Annotated in this window: 15 protein-coding genes; 8 read left to right on the top strand and 7 right to left on the bottom strand. The window is 70.0% G+C overall.

Annotated elements, in window-relative coordinates; genetic code table 11:
* Positions 1 to 20: 20 nt before the first annotated feature.
* From ACWGSK_RS08185 to ACWGSK_RS08165, 5 genes are all read left to right on the top strand, one after another.
* Positions 21 to 1,037: a sensor histidine kinase gene (locus ACWGSK_RS08185; RefSeq protein ID WP_358506919.1), complete on the top strand. Its 1,017-nt coding sequence runs from the start codon at positions 21 to 23 to the stop codon at positions 1,035 to 1,037.
* Positions 1,034 to 1,822, top strand: coding sequence for a LytR/AlgR family response regulator transcription factor (locus ACWGSK_RS08180; protein ID WP_358506918.1), 789 nt, complete (start codon positions 1,034 to 1,036; stop codon positions 1,820 to 1,822). The genes ACWGSK_RS08185 and ACWGSK_RS08180 overlap by 4 nt, the downstream gene beginning before the upstream one ends.
* On the top strand, positions 1,823 to 2,248 hold the full coding sequence (locus tag ACWGSK_RS08175; protein WP_358506916.1) for a hypothetical protein: 426 nt from the start codon (positions 1,823 to 1,825) through the stop codon (positions 2,246 to 2,248).
* A complete protein-coding gene (locus ACWGSK_RS08170; RefSeq protein WP_452455502.1) occupies positions 2,245 to 3,900 on the top strand; it encodes a sodium/solute symporter in 1,656 nt (551 codons plus the stop codon). Before ACWGSK_RS08175 ends, ACWGSK_RS08170 begins: the two co-directional genes overlap by 4 nt.
* A 77-nt stretch (positions 3,901 to 3,977) precedes the next feature.
* A complete protein-coding gene (locus ACWGSK_RS08165) occupies positions 3,978 to 4,586 on the top strand; it encodes a hypothetical protein (RefSeq protein ID WP_452455501.1) in 609 nt (202 codons plus the stop codon).
* A 5-nt stretch (positions 4,587 to 4,591) separates the two neighbouring features.
* Here ACWGSK_RS08165 and ACWGSK_RS08160 read toward each other — a convergent pair whose 3' ends face one another.
* Positions 4,592 to 5,365 (bottom strand): bestrophin-like domain, encoded by a 774-nt coding sequence (locus ACWGSK_RS08160; RefSeq protein WP_358506911.1) that lies wholly within the window; start codon positions 5,363 to 5,365, stop codon positions 4,592 to 4,594.
* Between the two features lie 199 nt (positions 5,366 to 5,564).
* Between ACWGSK_RS08160 and ACWGSK_RS08155 the strand changes: the two genes are divergently transcribed.
* Entirely contained in the window at positions 5,565 to 6,107 is a 543-nt protein-coding gene (locus tag ACWGSK_RS08155; protein ID WP_358506909.1) for a hypothetical protein, read from the top strand.
* Positions 6,108 to 6,201: 94 nt separating this feature from the next.
* Here ACWGSK_RS08155 and ACWGSK_RS08150 read toward each other — a convergent pair whose 3' ends face one another.
* Both ACWGSK_RS08150 and ACWGSK_RS08145 read right to left on the bottom strand, forming a co-directional pair.
* Positions 6,202 to 8,010, bottom strand: coding sequence for a phosphoenolpyruvate carboxykinase (GTP) (locus ACWGSK_RS08150; RefSeq protein ID WP_452455535.1), 1,809 nt, complete (start codon positions 8,008 to 8,010; stop codon positions 6,202 to 6,204).
* A gap of 402 nt (positions 8,011 to 8,412) precedes the next feature.
* A complete protein-coding gene (locus ACWGSK_RS08145; protein WP_358506907.1) occupies positions 8,413 to 9,315 on the bottom strand; it encodes a universal stress protein in 903 nt (300 codons plus the stop codon).
* A 232-nt stretch (positions 9,316 to 9,547) separates the two neighbouring features.
* Between ACWGSK_RS08145 and ACWGSK_RS08140 the strand changes: the two genes are divergently transcribed.
* Positions 9,548 to 10,276, top strand: coding sequence for a DUF998 domain-containing protein (locus tag ACWGSK_RS08140; protein WP_452455500.1), 729 nt, complete (start codon positions 9,548 to 9,550; stop codon positions 10,274 to 10,276).
* Positions 10,277 to 10,283: 7 nt separating this feature from the next.
* Here ACWGSK_RS08140 and ACWGSK_RS08135 read toward each other — a convergent pair whose 3' ends face one another.
* The 3 genes from ACWGSK_RS08135 to coaA all read right to left on the bottom strand — a co-directional run bounded on the left by ACWGSK_RS08135 (position 10,284) and on the right by coaA (position 15,323).
* A complete protein-coding gene (locus tag ACWGSK_RS08135; RefSeq protein WP_358507054.1) occupies positions 10,284 to 11,939 on the bottom strand; it encodes a hypothetical protein in 1,656 nt (551 codons plus the stop codon).
* A 120-nt stretch (positions 11,940 to 12,059) separates the two neighbouring features.
* A complete protein-coding gene (locus tag ACWGSK_RS08130; protein WP_452455499.1) occupies positions 12,060 to 14,219 on the bottom strand; it encodes a HelD family protein in 2,160 nt (719 codons plus the stop codon).
* A gap of 198 nt (positions 14,220 to 14,417) precedes the next feature.
* Positions 14,418 to 15,323, bottom strand: a complete 906-nt coding sequence (gene coaA, locus ACWGSK_RS08125) for a type I pantothenate kinase (protein ID WP_358507052.1) — start codon at positions 15,321 to 15,323, stop codon at positions 14,418 to 14,420.
* Positions 15,324 to 15,656: 333 nt separating this feature from the next.
* Here coaA and glmS point away from each other — a divergent pair, with 333 nt between their 5' ends.
* Positions 15,657 to 17,510, top strand: coding sequence for a glutamine--fructose-6-phosphate transaminase (isomerizing) (gene glmS, locus ACWGSK_RS08120; protein WP_452455498.1), 1,854 nt, complete (start codon positions 15,657 to 15,659; stop codon positions 17,508 to 17,510).
* Positions 17,511 to 17,583: 73 nt separating this feature from the next.
* Here the strand turns inward: glmS and ACWGSK_RS08115 are convergent, their stop codons facing one another.
* Positions 17,584 to 17,943: an STAS domain-containing protein gene (locus ACWGSK_RS08115; protein ID WP_358506900.1), complete on the bottom strand. Its 360-nt coding sequence runs from the start codon at positions 17,941 to 17,943 to the stop codon at positions 17,584 to 17,586.
* Positions 17,944 to 18,016: the final 73 nt, after the last annotated feature.

Genomic DNA, 18,016 nt, shown 5'->3' with positions numbered 1-18,016 from the left:
GTCGGGCGAGCGTCGAGTTGATGCGCCAGGTCCACGCCCTGGGAGTCGACCTCCAGGACGGGTTGCATGGTCGCAGCGTGGGCGCGGCCGCAAGAAGGCTGCGTCGGATCCTCTCCGTGGAGGGTGTCCTGCTGGCCGACCTGGACGGGCCGGTCACCGCGAGCGGGGTCCGTCCCGGGCCCGAGGAGATCGAGGCCGTCCTGGCCCAGGTCTTCGAGTACGGCGGCAGTGCCCGTACCCGCCTGGCGGACGGCACCTCGGTCTGCGCGGTCCCGCTGCACGTGGCCGACGAACTCGCCGGCGCGTTGGTGGCCATCGGCGAACCGGTGGAGTCGGACGTCGAGGCGGCCGCGGCGCTGGTCTCGGACAGCCTGGACCACGCGGCGCTGCGCCGGGCCCGGGCCCGGATCGCCGCCGCCGATCTGCGTACCCTGCGCGCCCAGATCTCCCCGCACTTCATGCACAACTCCCTCGCCGTGATCGCGGCGTTGGTACGCACCGACCCCGACCGGTCCCGCCAACTGCTGTCGGACTTCGCCGACTACCTGCGGTACGGGTTCTCCGACAAGGGCGACTACGCCACGGTCTCCGACGAGTTGGAGGCCACGCAGACCTACCTCGAACTACAGCGCGCCCGTTTCCACGACCGGTTGGACATCACCGTGCGGATGGCGCCCGAGGTGTTGCCGATCGCCATCCCGTTCCTGGTGGTGCAACCGATCGTGGAGAACGCGATCCGGCACGGACTGGAACGCAAGGAGGGACGTGGTCACATCAGCGTGTCCGGTTTCGGTGAGGGTCCGCTCTGCGTCATCGAGATCGAGGACGACGGGGTGGGCATGCACCCGGAACTGGCACGCGCCCTCCTCGCGGGCACCGGGCCCGAGGCCCGTAGCGTCGGTCTGGCCAACGTGGACCAGCGGCTGCGAGCGGTCTACGGACCGGAGTACGGTCTGATGATCGAAACCGCACTGGGGGAGGGAACGAAGGTGACCGTGCGCGTACCGAGGTTCGCACCCGGGGTGGTCGTGCGATGAACCCCGAACTCCGTGTGCTGGTGGTGGAGGACGAGGCGTCCACCCGCCAGGAGATGGCCTCGCTCCTGGGCGACATGACCGAGGTGTCGGAGGTCCTGGTGGCCTCGAACGGGGCCTCGGCGGTGCGGCTGTTGGGTACGACCAACATCGACGCCGCCTTCCTCGACATCCTCATGCCCGGGTTGGACGGTATGGACGTGGCCCGGGTGCTGAGCGTGATGTCGGAGCCGCCGTCGATCGTGTTCGTGACCGCGTCGGAGGCGCACGCCGTGGAGGCGTTCGGGATCGGCGCGGTGGACTACCTGCTCAAACCGATCCGTCCCGAGCGCCTGGCCGAGGCCGTGGGCCGGATCGCGCAACTGCGCGACTCCAACGCCACCTCCTCCCCGGCGGAGGATCTGCACGTGGTGCAGATCGACACCGGCCGGCGCACCGTGTTCGTCAAGCGCGACGACGTGCAGTTCGTGGAGGCCCAAGGTGACTACGTGCGGTTGCACACCGCCGAGGGCACCCACCTGATCCGGCTGTCGCTGTCGTACCTGGAGGAGGTGTGGGCCTCGGCCGGGTTCGTCCGGGTGCACCGGGGCTTCCTCATCGCCATCCCCTGGGTCCGGGACCTTCGGGTGACCTCCTCCTCCGGTCTGGTGGCCGGGACCCCGGCCGGGGACGTGCCCGTGAGTCGCCGCCACGGACGCCATCTGCGCGCCCAACTCTTGGAGGCGGCCAAGCGCGACCAGCTCGGCCGTTCGGCGACCGGGCGCCCGGGGACGGCCAAGGAGCAGTAGTTGAGTCCACGCCGTGAGAAGCTCACCAGCCCGCAGACGAGGATCGCGTTGGCCAGGGGCAACCGGCCGGTGCAGCACCTGCAGCCGGTACCCGAACCCGTGGACACCGAGGCCGCCCGAGCGCTGTTCCGCGCGCAGCGACGCAAGGCCGTGCGCACCGTGACGTTGCTGGGGCTGGTGCTGTTCGGGCTGAGCGGCGCCTTCTCCCTGTTCCCCTCGCTCGGAGACCTCCGGGTGATGGAGGTACCGATCTCCTGGCTGCTGCTGACCGTGGCGATCTACCCGTCGTTGTTCGGCCTGGCGCTGTGGCACGTGCGGTCGGCCGAACGTCTGGAGGACCGGGCCGAGGCCGTCGCTCGGGACGGGGCCGTCGACCGGTCGCCCCGTGACGACGAACCGCCCCCTCTCGATGACGGGACCTCATGACCTCCGCCGTCCTGGCCATCGGCCTGGTGCTCGTCGCGAGCCTGGTCATCGGGATCTACGGGGTGCGGGCCGCGCGGTCCACCTCCGACTTCCTGGTCGCCTCACGGCGGGTGTCGCCGAACTGGAACGCCCTGGCGATCGCCGGTGAGTACCTGTCCGCCGCCTCCGTGCTCGGCCTGGCCGGACTGCTGCTCAAGAACGGGTTGGGCACCATGTGGTACGCGGCGGGGTTCACCGCCGGGTACGTGGCCGTGGTCGCGCTGGTGGCCGGACCGATGCGACGTTCGGGCGCCTTCACCGTGCCGGACTTCGCCGAGTACCGACTGGGCGCGCCCCGTCTGCGGAAGCTGTGCGGCTGCGTGGTGCTGATCATCATGCTGCTGTACCTGGTCCCCCAGTTCAAGGGGGCCGGGGTGGTGTTGAGCCTGGTCAGCGGAACCCCCTACTGGGTCGGGGTGCTGCTGGCCGGGTTGGTGGTGAGTGGTTCCATCGCGGCGGGCGGCATGCGTTCGGCCACCTACGTGCAGGCCTTCCACTACGTCATCAAGTTGACGTTCCTGGCGGTGCCGGCGATCTACCTGGTGGTGCACGCCGGTGCCGACACCCGCTCCGAGGCGCTGCACCCCGAATGGGGTACGCACTTCCCACAGGCCACGCCGGTGGAGTTCACCATCGGTACCGAGTTCACGTTGGACGAACCGGTCACCGTGGTCACCGCCGACGGCGAGGAGTTGGAGCTCGCCGCGGGAGGGCACTCCGTGGAGCAGGGCACGGAGTACGTGTTCCCGGAGGGCGCCACCATCCCGCACCCCGAGGGCCTGCCGGAGCTGGGCGGTGAACGGTGGAGCACTCCCCTGCTGGACCTGGGCGGCTACCCGCTGTTCGAGACCTGGTCGACGCTGCTCGCCATCACCCTGGGTTGTATGGGTCTGCCGCACGTGATCATGCGTTTCCACACCAGTCCGACCGCGCGGATCGCCCGCCGGGTGGCCGTGGGCGTGATCGCGCTGCTGGGACTGTTCTACCTGTTCCCCACCGTGTACGGGCTGTTGGGCCGCGTGCTCACCCCACAGCTGGTGATGTTGCAGGGCACCGACACCGTGACGGTCGTGCTGCCGGCACAGGCGGTCCCGGGCTCGGTGGGGACCCTCCTGACGGCGATGGTCGCCGCGGGTGCCTTCGGCGCCTTCCTGTCCACTTCCTCCGGGCTGTTACTGGCCCTGGCCGGCGGGCTGTCGCACGACCTCTTCCAAGGCAGTGTGCCCCGCCTGCGGCTGGCCGTGGTGATCGGCGCCTGCGTGTCCGTCCTGTTGGCGCTGCCCGCGCAGATGATCGACATCAACGCACTGGTGGTGTGGGCGTTCACCGTCGCCGCGTCCACCTTCTGTCCCCTGCTGGTGTTGGGGATCTGGTGGCGCCGGCTGACCCTGCCGGGCGCCGCCGCCGGACTGATCGTGGGCGGGGCCACCGCCACCGGGGCGGTGGGGTGGTCGATCCTGCTGCCCACGCTCCCGGGGTGGGGGACCGTGTTGTTGGCCCAACCGGCGGCTTGGACCATCCCCTTGGCGTTCCTGACGATGATGGTCGTCTCACGTTTCACCCGGCCCCCGGAATGGGCCGAACACGCGGTCCTGCGCCTGCACTCGCCCTGACCACCCCGTTCGCGGGACGGGAGGGGACCCGGCGGAGTACGATTACCCCGTGTCCATGACCAGCCACGAGGAGTAGCGTGCCTCGCCCGCCGCGTGCGTTTCCCTTCCTGTTCGCCGCCGGAGTCGTGCTGTGCTCCTGCGCGGCGGCCCAGGCCGACGAGTCCGGGTACGCCCCGCCCCCCGACACGAGTGTCACGGCCGGGCCCCAGGACGTCCGTGTGGACACCCCCGACACCTATGTGGAGTCCGGCCCGGACCGGGTGATCGTGTGCGCGGGTGAGGTGACGGTCGTGATCGGTCCGGGCGACTGCCCGCTGTCACCGCCGGCCTTCCTGCCCGAGCCCGTGCCCGAACCGGGCCGGCTCGTCCCCGAGGTTCCCGTCCCCGAAACCACGACCGCGCCGACACCGACGCCGGCCACCGCGGAACCGGCCGCACCGCGATCGCCCGAGCCCGAGACACCACCGGCGCCCGAACCCGCCGAACCCGCGGAGCCCCGCACACCGGCGGAGGCGGCCCGAGTGGTCGAGACCGCCCATCAGGAACCCCTCGTCGCCGCCGACCGAACCACCGCCGACGCCGCGTCCGGGGTCTTCACACCGATGCGCACCATGGTCCTCATCGCCGTGGTGGGCGCCGTCGCCGCCGCCGGTGCCGGCCGCGCCGGCGCCACCCGGCAAAGGTAAGGAGGTCAGGGCGTGACGATCGTCGAGTCGACGCGTTCGAAGGTGGCCAGCACCGCCGTCAACCCCTCGGCGTCGGCCTTCAACGCCGACGCGTAGGGATCACCGATGTAGAAGAGCAGCGCGATGGTGGCGAACACGAACAGCAGGTTGACGGCGGCCCACAGGTAGGCCACCCGGGCACCGCGCTTGATCATCGCGAACGGCATCACCGCGACCACCGCGCCGGACGCGGCGGTCAGCACCAGCAACAGCGTCGGAATGTCGTCCCCGGCGGTGTCGGACCTGGCCACGCGCGCGTCGCTGAGGTTGCCGAGTTCCTGGCGCGCGGTCAATCGGTCGAGACCGTCACCGGAGTCGGACGCCGAGAGCGTGCGCACCGACGTGGTCAGTTCGGCCATCGCCTCGTCCCCCTCGGTGCTGAGTTCCCCCTCGGCCACCATGCGCGGCCAATCGTCCTCGACCACGGTCGTCAGGTAGGCGCGAAGGTTCTCGCGAACCACGGTGGCCTCGTCCTCGGGCAGGGCGGTGGTGCTCCAGTACAAGGATTGCGCCGCGCCGGCCTCGGCGACGATCCCGTCCTCCGCGGTGGTGAAGTTCTCCCAGGCGATCACCGCGCCCATGGCGGCGGCCACGAGGTAGAGGGCGAGCACGCAGGGAGCGATGGTGGCGCCCAGGGCACCGCCGGAGAACTCATCGTCGACCTGGAGGCGTCGGGAGATCAGTACGGCGCCGGCGACCATGACGATCAAGAGGGCGGCAAGCAGCAGCAGGGTGGACAATCGGGGCTCCCAGCAGGAGAAACGGGTATCGACTGGTCATCGTTAACACGCCCCGACCGGCCCCGCCCCCGGAACGGATGAACGCCCGCATTTGTCCCCCGCCCCGTCCGCCGAGACCTCGCCCCTTGGACCCCGACGTACCGGTTGGTACGTTCTCAGCGCCGCTCTCCCCACTCCAGCGTCCTCGGAAGGACCACCCGTGCCCACCCTCCTCTCCCCCCGTGGACCCTTGTCCCGACTCACCGCGCTCGCCGCCGTGACCACCGCCTCGGTCCTCCTCGCCCCTTCCGCCGCGGTCGCCGAGGACGATCGCGCGCAGCGCTCCTCCGTGGAGGTCATCATCACCGACGATGGCTTCTACGAGGTCGGTGATGATGTGGAGAGCCTGGAGACCTTCCTGGCCGAGAACCCCGAGTACGCCGACACCGTGGAGAATCCCGACGAGGTCGGCACCCTGGCCGCCGACTCGGCCGCGCTCACCCACGGGACCCTCACCATCCGGACCACCGACTGCACCACCGCGAGGGTGAGCTACTCCAAGGCCTCCGGAAGCCGGATCACCGTGGAGCTGCGCGTCGGCCAGATCGGTCGGCTGGAACGCAAGGGCGGGCCCCAGGTGATCTCCGCGGGCCGGTCCGCGTCCTTCACCACCGGCATCGCCTCGATCGGCAACGTCCAGGGACGGATGCACGTCTCTGAGCAGGACACGACGTTCCGCACCGGCCACGTCTCCTGTCGCTGACCCACGACGAGGGGGCGCGGGCACCGTCGTGCCCGCGCCCCCTCGCAGTCGGTCGACCCCCGATGCGCGGAAAGGGAGGGGACGACCTGGATGGTCACCCTTCCAGGCGGTTCACCAGCGCGTGGTACTCGTCCCAGAGCTCGTTGGGGAGGTTGTCACCGAAGGTCTTGAAGAACTCGGGGACCAGCGCGGCCTCCTGCTTCCAGACGTCGGTGTCGACGTCGAGGACGAACCTCATGTCCTCGTCGGAGATGTCCAGCCCCTCGGTGTCGATGCCGTCGGCGGTCGGCACCAGACCGATCGGGGTCTCCACGGCCTCGGCCTCGCCTTCGAGCCGGTCGACGATCCACTTGATGACGCGGCTGTTCTCACCGAAGCCCGGCCAGACGATCTTGCCGTCGGCGTCCTTCTTGAACCAGTTGACGTAGAAGATCTTGGGCAGCGCGGCCTGGTCGGCGCCGGCACCGATCTTCAGCCAGTGGGCGAAGTAGTCGCCCATGTTGTAGCCGCAGAACGGCAGCATCGCGAACGGGTCGCGACGCAGCTCACCGACGGAGCCCTCCTGGGCGGCGGTCTTCTCGGAGGAGACGTTGGCGCCGAGGTAGACGCCGTGCTGCCAGCTGAGGGACTCGCTCACCAGCGGCACCGCGGTGGCGCGACGGCCACCGAACAGGATGGCCGAGATCGGCACACCCGCGGGGTCCTCCCACTCGTCGGCGATCGTCGGGGCCTGCCCGGCCGGGGTGGTGAAGCGGGAGTTGGGGTGGGCGGCGGGCTCACCGGACTCGGGGGTCCAGGGACGACCCTTCCAGTCGGTCAGGCCGGCCGGGGGCTCCTCGGTGAGGCCCTCCCACCACACGTCGCCGTCCTCGGTGAGGGCGACGTTGGTGAAGATGCTGTTGCCCCACAGTGTCTCGACCGCGTTGGCGTTGGTCTTGGCGCCGGTGCCGGGCGCGACGCCGAAAAAGCCGGCCTCGGGGTTGATGGCGCGCAGCCGTCCGTCGGCGCCGAAGCGCATCCAGGCGATGTCGTCACCGACGGTCTCGACCTTCCAGCCGGGGATGGTCGGCTGGAGCATGGCGAGGTTGGTCTTGCCGCAGGCGCTCGGGAAGGCGGCGGCGACGTAGTGGGACTCGCCCCGCGGCGAGGTCACCTTGAGGATCAGCATGTGCTCGGCGAGCCAGCCCTGGTCACGGGCCATGACCGAGGCGATGCGCAGCGCGTAGCACTTCTTGCCGAGCAGGGCGTTGCCGCCGTAGCCGGAGCCGTAGGACCAGATCTCACGGGTCTCGGGGAAGTGCGAGATGTACTTGGTGGTGTTGCAGGGCCAGGCGACGTCCTGCTGTCCGAGCTCCAGCGGGGCGCCGACGGAGTGGATGGCCTTGACGAAATCGCCGCGCTCCTCGATGAGGCGCAGGGCGGCGGTGCCCATGCGGGCCATGATGCGCATGGAGACGACGACGTAGGGGGAGTCGGTGATCTCGACGCCGAGCTGGGAGATGTCACCGCCGAGGGGGCCCATGCAGAAGGGCACCACGTACATGGTGCGACCGCGCATGGCGCCCTTGAAGACCTCGCCGAAGGTGTCGCGCATCTCGTCCGGGGCGATCCAGTTGTTGGTGGGGCCCGCGTCCTCTTCGCGCTCGGAGCAGATGAAGGTGCGGTCCTCCACTCGGGCGACGTCGCTCGGGTCGGACTTGCAGTAGAAGCTGTTGGGCCGTTTCTCGGAGTTGAGGCGGGTGAACGTGCCCTGCTCGACCAGTAGGTCGGTGAGGCGGGTCCATTCCTCCTCGGAGCCGTCACACCACACGACCTCGTCCGGCCTGGTCAGCTCCGCGACGTCACGAACCCAGGAGATGAGTTCTTCGTTGTCGGTCAGGGCGGTGCCCACGTCAATACCCACGTCAGCAGTCACAACGGCTCCTCTTCGAATGACGAGATCTCTCGAATGATGAACGACGAGGAGCAGAACTGACCAATTGGTCTAGGCCAGTGGTCTAATAATGGCCGCGCGAGATATCGGATTCCGCTGCATGGCAAGGGATTCGGGCACTCGACCACGGTGCGCCCACACGCGCTCGACGGGCTCGCCCCGGCACGACTCGGGGCCGCTTTTCCCTGCACTGCGGGCCGGAGGCGTATCCACGACGACACACCGTGCTGTTCGTCACACGGGGGTCGCCGAACCCCCGACAAGGCTGCGCCGAAGGCGTCCGTTGAGGGTTGGCGGCGGGCGACGGGTGGGACGAAGCGCCGGCGGAGGCCCGAAAAAACACCGCCTAGACCACTGTCGGGTCTTCGCAGATCAACGAAGTATGGCCACCGGGCCCCGGGCGCCGTGCAGGACCGAGTGGCTCACCGAGCCCAGCAGCAGGCCGCGGAACCCGCCGCGGCCGCGCGAGCCCACCACGATCAGGTCGGCGGGGGTGGCCTCTTCGAGAAGGGCCACCACCGGGTGCGCGCGGACCACCCGTGTGCGCACCCGGACGTTGGACCGCGCCAACCGCAGGTCCATCAGTTCCTCGTCCAGGGCCTGCCTGGCGGCCTCCGCGGCCGTCGCGTCGTCGAACAGTTCCGGCGGGATGGGTCCGGTCGCGGCGGCGAACGCCACCAACGGCTGCCAGGCGCTGACCGCCACCAGGTCGGCGTCGGCGAACTCCGCCTGGTCGAAGGCGAACTTCAACGCCCGACGGCTTGGCTCGGAACCGTCCACCCCCACGATGACCCGGCTGCGCACCCCGTGCGCGGCGGCGTGGTCCCGGGGCAGCACTATGACCGGCACAGGTGAACGAGCGGCCAGTTCGATGCCCACCGACCCCACGAACGCCGCGGCGATCCCGCTCAGTCCGCGCGAGCCCACCACGACCGCCGCCACCCCCGGTTCGTGGGACTCCGTGATCAGGGCCTGGGCGGGCCGGTCGAACGACATCCGGGTACGCACGGACAGTTCGGGGAACAGCCGTGACACCCAGTCCTGCGCGTGGTCGAGCAGAGTTCGTGCCCCCGAGCCCTCCGTCGCCCGAGCCTGTTCCTCGACGCTCGACCACACGTCGAAACCGTCCGTGGCCAGCGGGCGCGCGGCGGCGACGATCAACACGCCCAGACCACGAAGCATGGCCTGGTGCGCCGACCATTCCAACGCGTGCCTGCTGGAGTCGCTGCCGTCCACCCCCACGACGATCCATCGTGTCGTGGTAGCGCCGTTCATCTGCGTGCGCCCTTTCCGTAGGTATCGGCGGCCATGGGAACTTCGTCCCCCGCCGGTGTTTCCATGCTCTTCCCGATGATGACGCCTGAACACGCACCCGCGGATAACAGTGCCGCCGCGAGTTGGGTGACGTAAGGTCCCAGGACGACCAGTGTCCCCGCAGGAACGGAACGCGCGGACGTCAGGTCGCGTCCGAGAGACATAAGCGAGTCATCGGCGGATGGGGAACGCGATGTCCCACTCGAACACCGGACACCTGCACTGGGACCACCGTGACGGCCGTGTGGCCGCGGTGGTGGCCGCCGTGGTCTACAGCATGTGGGCACTGGAGGTCGTCTTTCCTGTCGGGCTCGGCTCCGACACCGGCGCGTTGGCCGACCCCGACTCCACATTCGGGCGGATGTTGGACAGCGCCCATCGGACCGCCGCGATCCTGGTCGTGCTCGCAGCCGGCCTCGGGCTGGCACTGGGCGCCGAGCGACCGCGCCGGTGGCTGACGATCTCGTGGTGGTCCATGGTCGTGTTCGGCGTCACGTCCCTGATCTCGTCCCTGCTGCCCGGGCGGTGTGTGGTGTCCACCGACGCGGCGTGCGCGGTGGAGTCCGTGGTGGAGGGGATGGGCGGCGTGAGCGTCCTCCAACCGCCGCTGGCCGTGGTAGCGACCCTCGCGGCGTTGGTGGCCTCGGCCGCGCTCACCAGGGACCGGCACGTGGCGGGCGAACGCTCCTGGATCGTGTTGGCGCTGATCACCGCCGCGCAGGCGGTGGCCGCCGTGGTCGTCCTGGTGCTCGCCGCCGGCGTGTACCTCTCGTCCGGGGACGGCTCCCCGGGGGTCGCGTTGGGGATGGCGGAACGCCTCCACCTGGTGACGGTCGCCCTGTGGCTGCTGGCCGTGGGGTTGGTCCCCGGCCATTGGAAGCGACGTGGCGACCGGGTCCGCGCGCCCGAGCGGCTGAGCTGACCCGCCGTCACGCCTGCCGCCCGACACCCTCCGGAACCTCGGGGGTGTCGGGGCCTTCCAGGCCGCTCTCCCGACCTACGACGTGCCCCAGCCACTCGGTGTAGGCCTCCAACGCGGCCCGGGTGCCGGGGGCGTCGGTCCCCAGGTTCTCCACGCACCGCCGGTAAAGCTCGCCCAACTCGGACAGGGACGTGACCTCGTCCTCCTCCAGGGTGATGAGCAGCGCCCGGAACATGACGGTCAGCCCGTGGGTCGGTCCCAACGCCGTGCGGAACTCCTCGAACAGGGCGGTGAGCGCGCGCCGCTCGACCTCCTCGGACAGGTCGCCCTCGGTGGCCAGCCGGAGCCGGACGAGCAGGGTGTTGGGGTGGGTGGGGCCCAGGGCTCGCTCCCACTCGGCACGCAGTTCCCCGTAGACATCGAGTGCGGCCGGGTCGCCGCGTCCCTCCAGGACATGCGCCCGAGCGAACAGGGTCGTGTGGTGGCGCGGACCGTACCGGTCGCGTAGCCGCGGCAGAAGCGCCTCGGCCTCGATGAGCGCCTCCTCCGATTCGCCCGTGGTGACCATGGAGGCAGCCAGCAGGAACCACGCGTCCAGTACGTCCTCGTGGTCCTCCCCCAACACCCGCCGCAGGCCGGGGAGGGTCTGGGCCAGTTCGGTCCTGGTCAGGTCGGTCTCGCCCAACAGGAACAGCAGGCGGGCACGGCCGAACCGGGCCAGCAGGGTGATGCGGTGGTCCGACGGCAGGGAGGATTCCAGGTCCGGAAGGAGCTCCTCGTAGTCGTGTTCGGCCCGCAGCAGGTCCCCGGCCTCGACCCGGTGATGGGCGAGCATCCGACGGGTGTTGAGGACCTCACGGTCTCGGAGCGGCTTCGTCGTCAGCCGGGCACGGAGTAGCGCGGCGCAGGCCCGCGCCGCGCCGGCCGGATCCCCGGCCTCCGAGTGCAGTCTCGTCGATTGGAGGAGGGCGGCGAGGGTGTCGGGGTGGGAGAGGCCTTGGACGCGCTCTCGGGCGGCGACCTGGTCCGCGCAGACCCGTGCCGCCCTCGCCCGGTCGCCGGCGGCGGAGTACCAGCGCACCAGTTCCCCACGACTCTCCAGGACGTCGGCGTGGTTGGGGCCCAGAGCGCGGCGCTGTCGGTCCAGCAGGTCGGCGTAGGCGAGCGCGGCCTTTTCCGGTTGTCCGGTCTTCCCGGTCCACCAGGCCTGCCGTTCCCGGGCGGCGAGGGAGTCGGGGTCGTCGACGCCACGGGCCTGTTCGAGCAGGTCCACGAGGCGGCCATAGCCATCGGCCGCCAGGTCGACGAGGTCGGATTCTCCCCACAGCCGGGCGATCTCGGCCTGCAGGGCGAGCATGTGGGGATGCAGGGGGCCGACGCTCACGGACAGTTCTCCCCATAGTCCGCTGAGGTCGACGGCGGCCCCCACCGGGTCGCCCCTCCGTTCCAGGCACAGCGCCGCGTGGACCCGAACGGACAGGGTGTCGGGATGGTCGGCGCCCAGCCGCTCGCCGAGTTCCCGGTGCAGTTCGCGCAGATCCTCGCCGGCGCGTTCCGGTTCATCGGCCCCGGCCTGTTCCAACGCCCGCCACAGCCGTCGGTCCAGGGCCGGGTCCCCCGTCCCCTCCGGATACCTGAGATCGTCGAGGACGACTCCCCGCATCACCGCTCCCCCTTCACACGTGTCCTCGCCCCTGTCGGACGTGGAAAGTGGCGGCGAGGTTTCGCCCGGGCCGACCATTTCCGGTCGAAGGTCCCCTCGCGGCCGGACGCGTGTCCGAATTCAGGTGAGTTCGGGTGGCAGGGCACGGCCGTGGACCACGTGCAGCGAACTCACCGCTCGGGTCAGGACCACGTACAGGCGGTTGGCTCCCCGTTCCTCGGCCTCGACGATCGCGGCGGGCTCGACCACCACCACGGCGTCGAACTCCAGGCCCTTGGCCAGGCTCGCCGGAACCGCGATCAGTCGCGCGTCGTCCAGACCGGCCTCGCCCAACAAGGGCGCCTCCACCCCTTCGGCGGCCAGGGCCGACCTCAGTTCGGCGATCTGGTGGTCGGCGGCGATCAGGCCCACCGACCCCTCACCCTTGAGCGCGGCGCGGCAGGCCTTCGCCACCGTGGGGGCCAGGTCGCCCACGGCCGGGGAGAGACGCAGCGCCCCCGGCGACCGGCGCACCGCGGACGGAACCCCCAGCCCCGGGGCGATGGTGGGCAGCAGTCGGGCGGCGAAGTCGATGATCTGCGCGGGCACCCGGTAGCCACGGTCCAGCACGTGCAGGTGGCCGGTGGGCTTTCCCAGGTGTTCCAGGAGCGTCGACCAGTTTCGCGCGGCCGAGGGGCTCGTGCCCTGGGCGATGTCCCCGAGGACCGTGAGCGACCCGGAACCACTGCGTCGCGCGATCGCCCGGCACTGCATCGGGCTCAGGTCCTGGGCCTCGTCCACCACGACGTGCCCCATCCCGGAAGGGCGTTCGATCAGCGCCGCCGCCTCGTCCACCAGCGCCAGGTCCTCTTCCGACCACTTCGCGGACTTGGGGCCGCGCGGGTTGCCCGGCAGCCGCAGCAGGGCCTGTTCCTCGGCGGTGAGCAGGCCCTCCGCCGCGCGGGCCAGGCGTTCGGGGTCGGTGAACAGCCCCAGCACCATCTTCAGTGGGTCGACCTTGGGCCACAGCGCGGTGACCGCCGTACGGATCGCCGGGTCCCTGCGTACCCGTGTGTGGGTGCGGTCGTCACAGGTCCGGCCCTCGGCCTCCATTCGGGTGAGGATCACGTGCGCCATGCGGTGCGAGAGCAGTTCACGCCCCGAACCGTAGGCCACCCCGCGTTCGGCCAGTTCGGTGACGAGCGGGCGCACGTCCTCCGGGTACAGCCGCCACCGGCGCGAGCCCTCGCGCACCATCACCGTCTCCTCCGGTTCGCGCAGGTTCGCCCACAGGTCGCGCCGGAGCACCTCGGCCATGACCGCGGAACCCTTGACCCGCGCGGCATCCGGGGTCTCCATCCGGCGGATCCATCCCTGGGCGTGCCTGGCCCGTTCGGGCAGGTCCCGGGTGAGCAGGTCGACGACGGTGGTCTGGTGGACGTCCACCTCGCCGAGGGCGGGCAGGACGTCGCGGATGTAGGACAGGAAGGAGCGGTTGGGCCCGATGATCGCCACCCCGGTGCGGGAGAGCCGTGCGCGCTCGGTGTAGAGCAGGTAGGCGATGCGGTGCAGGCCCACGACGGTCTTGCCGGTGCCGGGAGCGCCCTGGACGCACAGGGTGGTCTCCAGCGGTGCTCGGACCAGATCGTCCTGCTCGGGCTGGATGGTGGCGACGATGTCGCGCATGGGTCCGGTGCGCGGCCGTTCGATCTCCGTGGTGAGGAGCTCACTGGCGGGGGCCGGTGCGTCCGGGTCGGCCAGGAGGTCCTCGTCCTCGAAGGCGGTGAGGAGCGTCCGAGGCTCACCGTCGGCGTCGGGCGTGGTGGTGAACCCGTAGCGGCGCCGGATGCGCACCAGCATCCGGTCCGCGGGCGAGGCCCGGTAGTAGGCGATGCTGATGGGCGCGCGCCAGTCCAGGACCATGGGGCGGCCGTCGGCGTCGTACACGTGGCGTCGGCCGATGTGGATCCGGTCGGGCTCGTCGGCGGCCCGGGGTCCGGACCCGCCCTCTTCGTCCTCCTCCAGGAAGACGGTGCCGTGGTCGAAGTCCAGGCGTCCGAAGTACAGGGGCGCGTCGGGGATGTCGGTCAGCTCCGCGAGTCGACGCTCACGGCCGCGGCGCAGGGCGGCGTCGGTGACCTTGTCCTTGACCACGTCACCGAAGAGCAGCTCGGTGGCGTCGACGTGCTCGCGCATGCGGTTCAGGGCGGCGCGGGCCGCCGCGAGATGACGGCGTTCGGATGCGAGTTCGGGATCGGGTTCGGACTCGGGAGGCATGGTCGTGGGATCGGCTGTGGTCATGGGCGGACCTCTGGTCGGCGGGACAGGACGCGGCTTCGCGCGTGCGCGGGGTCCCGCCCCGGTCACCGATGAGGTCCGGTTCGTTCCGATCCATTGAGCGCGCACAGACGACCCCGTGGGGTCGCGAGACCGAACGATCCAATCTACCCGAACGGGCGAACCCCGCCCTTTTGTGCAGCCTTTGGCCGGTTTCGTCCCTCAGGTCTTACGCAGGCGGACCCGGCTGACGCGGTGATCCTCGCCTTTGAACAGCACGAGCGTGGCGCGGCCACGGGTCGGGCGGATGTTCTCCAGGAGGTTGACCTCGTTGACGGTGCGCCAGGTGTTGGCCGCGAAATCCACGGCCTCGTCCTCGCCGATGGTGGTGGCCATGTGGTGGAAGTAGGAACGCGGGTCGGAGAAGGCGGTCCGGCGCAGTTCCCGGAACCGGTCCAGGTACCAGTTGCGGACGTTCTCCACCTTGGCGTCGACGTAGATGGAGTAGTCGAAGAAGTCGGCGACGGCCAGGCGTCCGGCGGTGGCGGGCTGCAGGACGTTGATGCCCTCCACGATGAGGATGTCGGGCCGGTGAACCGTCTGGCGTTCGTCGGGCACCACGTCGTAGTGCAGGTGGGAGTACACCGGAATGTCGAGGCGCTCGGCACCGGCCTTCATCTCCGAGACGAACCTGACCAGGGCGCGCCGGTCGTAGCTCTCCGGGAACCCCTTGCGCCGCATGAGTCCGCGGGACTGAAGGACGGCGTTGGGGTACAGGAAGTTGTCGGTGCTGACCAGTTCGACGTCGGGATGGTTGGGCCACTGGGCGAGCAGGGAGCGCAAGAGCCGCGCGGTGGTGGACTTGCCCACGGCGACGCTGCCGGCGACCCCGATGATGAACGGGGCCGGGCGATCGGACTCGCCGAGGAACGCGCGCACCGCCGCGTGCCGCTGCTGGGTGGCGCCGACGTACAGGTTGAGCAACCTGGACAGGGGCAGGTAGATGTCGCGCACCTCCTCAAGGGAGGTGGGGTCGTTGGTCCCGCGAAGCTCGTTGAGGTCGGCTTCGGTCAGGGACAGGGGCGTGGAGGCGCGGAGCGCGGCCCAGGCCGGGCGGTCCAACTCCACGTACGGTGAGGAGAAGCCGTTCTTCGTCACGTGAGACACGGTTGACCACCCTAGAGCAGCCGCTCCGCCGTCCCGGGCGGCCGGCCCCCTCATTGGCCGACCTGGTGCGCGATCGTTCCCGAAACCACACGTTCACCACGCCGACTCCGAAGGTTTTTTGTCCTGATCCGGACGGAGTGGAACCGGTTCCACTCGTGGACCAGACCAGTCCCCCCACCTGCGCGATCCACTCCGCATACACCAAATGGTCTATACCGAGACCTGCGAAAACAGTGAGTGGTATGGACCTCTCACTGGTCGAACCAGCCCACCTTTTCACTTACGCTGGCGGCCATGTGCGGAATCGTTGGCTACGTCGGGCCGCAACCGGCGCTTGAGGTCGTTGTGAACGGCCTCGCGAGGTTGGAGTACCGCGGATATGACTCCGCGGGTGTCGCCGTGCTGGGCGAGGGCGCCCTGCACACGGACAAGCGAGCCGGTAAGCTCGCCAACCTGCGTCAGGCCCTTGAAGAGCGACCCATCTCCGGGGACGGCGCCGGGATCGGGCACACCCGTTGGGCCACCCATGGTGCCCCCAACGACGTGAACGCCCACCCCCACGTCGACAACGACAACCGGGTCGCGATCGTCCACAACGGCATCATCGAGAACTTCGCCACCCTCCGGGTGGAGCTGGAGGAGCAGGGCTGCAAGTTCCTGTCCGAGACCGACACCGAGGTCGCCTCCCACCTGCTCAGCACCACGCTGGCGAGCCGGGGCGACGGTGACCTGGCCGGCGCCATGCGCGACGTCTGCAAGCGTCTGGAGGGCGCCTTCACCCTGGTCGCGGTCTCCACCGACGACCCCGACCTGGTCGTCGCGGCCCGCCGCAACTCCCCGCTGGTCGTCGGCCGTGGCGAGGGCGAGAACTTCCTGGCCAGCGACGTGGCGGCGTTCATCGCCCACACCCGCGAGGCCGTGGAACTGGGCCAGGACCAGGTCGTGGAACTGCGCGCCGACTCCGTGGTCGTCACCGACTACGACGGCGTCCCCGTGGACGTCAACGAGTACCACGTGGACTGGGACGCCTCCGCCGCCGAGAAGGACGGCTACGACTACTTCATGCTCAAGGAGATCGTCGAGCAGCCGCGCGCGGTGGCCGACACCCTCCTGGGCCGGGTGACCGTCGACGGCCAGCTCACTCTGGACGAGATGCGTCTGAGCCCCGCCGACCTGCGCGGCGTCGAGAAGATCGTCATCATCGCCTGCGGTACCTCCTACCACGCGGGTCTGATCGCCAAGTACGCCGTCGAGCACTGGTGCCGGATCCCCTGCGAGGTGGAGGTCGCCAGCGAGTTCCGCTACCGCGACCCGATCCTGGACCAGCAGACCCTGGTCATCGCCATCTCCCAGTCCGGCGAGAGCATGGACACCCTGATGGCGGTCCGTTACGCCCGGGAGCAGCGCGCCAAGGTCCTGGCGATCTGCAACGTCAACGGGTCCACCATCCCGCGCGAATCCGACGGTGTGCTGTACACACACGCCGGTCCGGAGGTCGGGGTGGCCGCCACCAAGACCTTCCTCACCCAGCTGGCCGCCTGCTACCTGGTCGGTCTCTACCTGGCGCAGGTCCGCGGGATGAAGTTCGGCGACGAGATCAACGCCGTCATCGCCCAGCTCGCCACGATGCCCGAGCAGATCGAGAAGGTCCTGGACACGATCCAGCCGGTCCGTGAGCTGGCCCACTCGCTGGCGGACGCGGACACGGTCCTGTTCCTGGGCCGCCACGTGGGCTACCCCGTGGCGATGGAGGGTGCTCTCAAGCTCAAGGAATTGGCGTACATGCACGCCGAGGCGTTCGCCGCCGGTGAGCTCAAGCACGGCCCGATCGCGTTGATCGAGGAGGGCCTGCCGGTCGTCGTGGTGGTCCCCTCCCCCAAGGGCCGCAGCGTGCTGCACGACAAGATCGTGTCGAACATCCAGGAGGTGCGCGCCCGTGGCGCCCGCACCATCGTGATCGCCGAGGAGGGCGACGAGTCGGTCCGACCGTACTCGGACGTGCTCATCGAGATCCCCGCGGTGCCGACCCTGCTGCAGCCGATCGTCTCGACGATCCCCATGCAGGTGTTCGCCTGTGAGCTGGCCCTGGCCAAGGGCAACGACGTCGACCAGCCGCGCAATCTCGCCAAGAGCGTGACCGTGGAGTAGGAACGTCCCTCGCGGGGCGTGTCGAACGGGGGTGTTCCCCCGGGCGGCACGCCCCGTCCCTTTCGGGTACCGCTCAGTGGGCCGCCCATGCGGCGTGGGTGGCGCGGGCCGCCAGGGTATCCGGGTGGGTCGGCAGCACGGAGCGCAGTTCGAGTACGTCGAGGATCCGATGGAGCTGCCGGGGGGCGCCCGCGATCAGCAGGTGCCGCTGACGGCCGGAGGCCAGTCGGGCCGCTCCGATGAGGACGTTGACCCCGGAGGCGTCGATGAAGCCGACGTCGGACAGGTCGACGATCGCGCACGCCTCCAGGACGGCGGCGCTCAACCGGGAGTAGGCCTCCTCGGCGGTGGCGATGTCGATCTCGCCATCCAAGCGCACGATGGTCGTGCCATCGCAGGGGAAGTGCTCACGGTCGGGGTCCAGTACGGCCACGCCTCACTCCCACGGTTCGGGGTCTGTGGGGTTGTTCGTCTATCGCTGCCGGTCGAATACCGACATGCGTTGA

Source organism: Nocardiopsis sp. NPDC055551, assembly GCF_053619415.1.
Note: the sequence above shows the minus strand (reverse complement) of the source record. Positions and strands in the feature narration are given on the sequence as shown.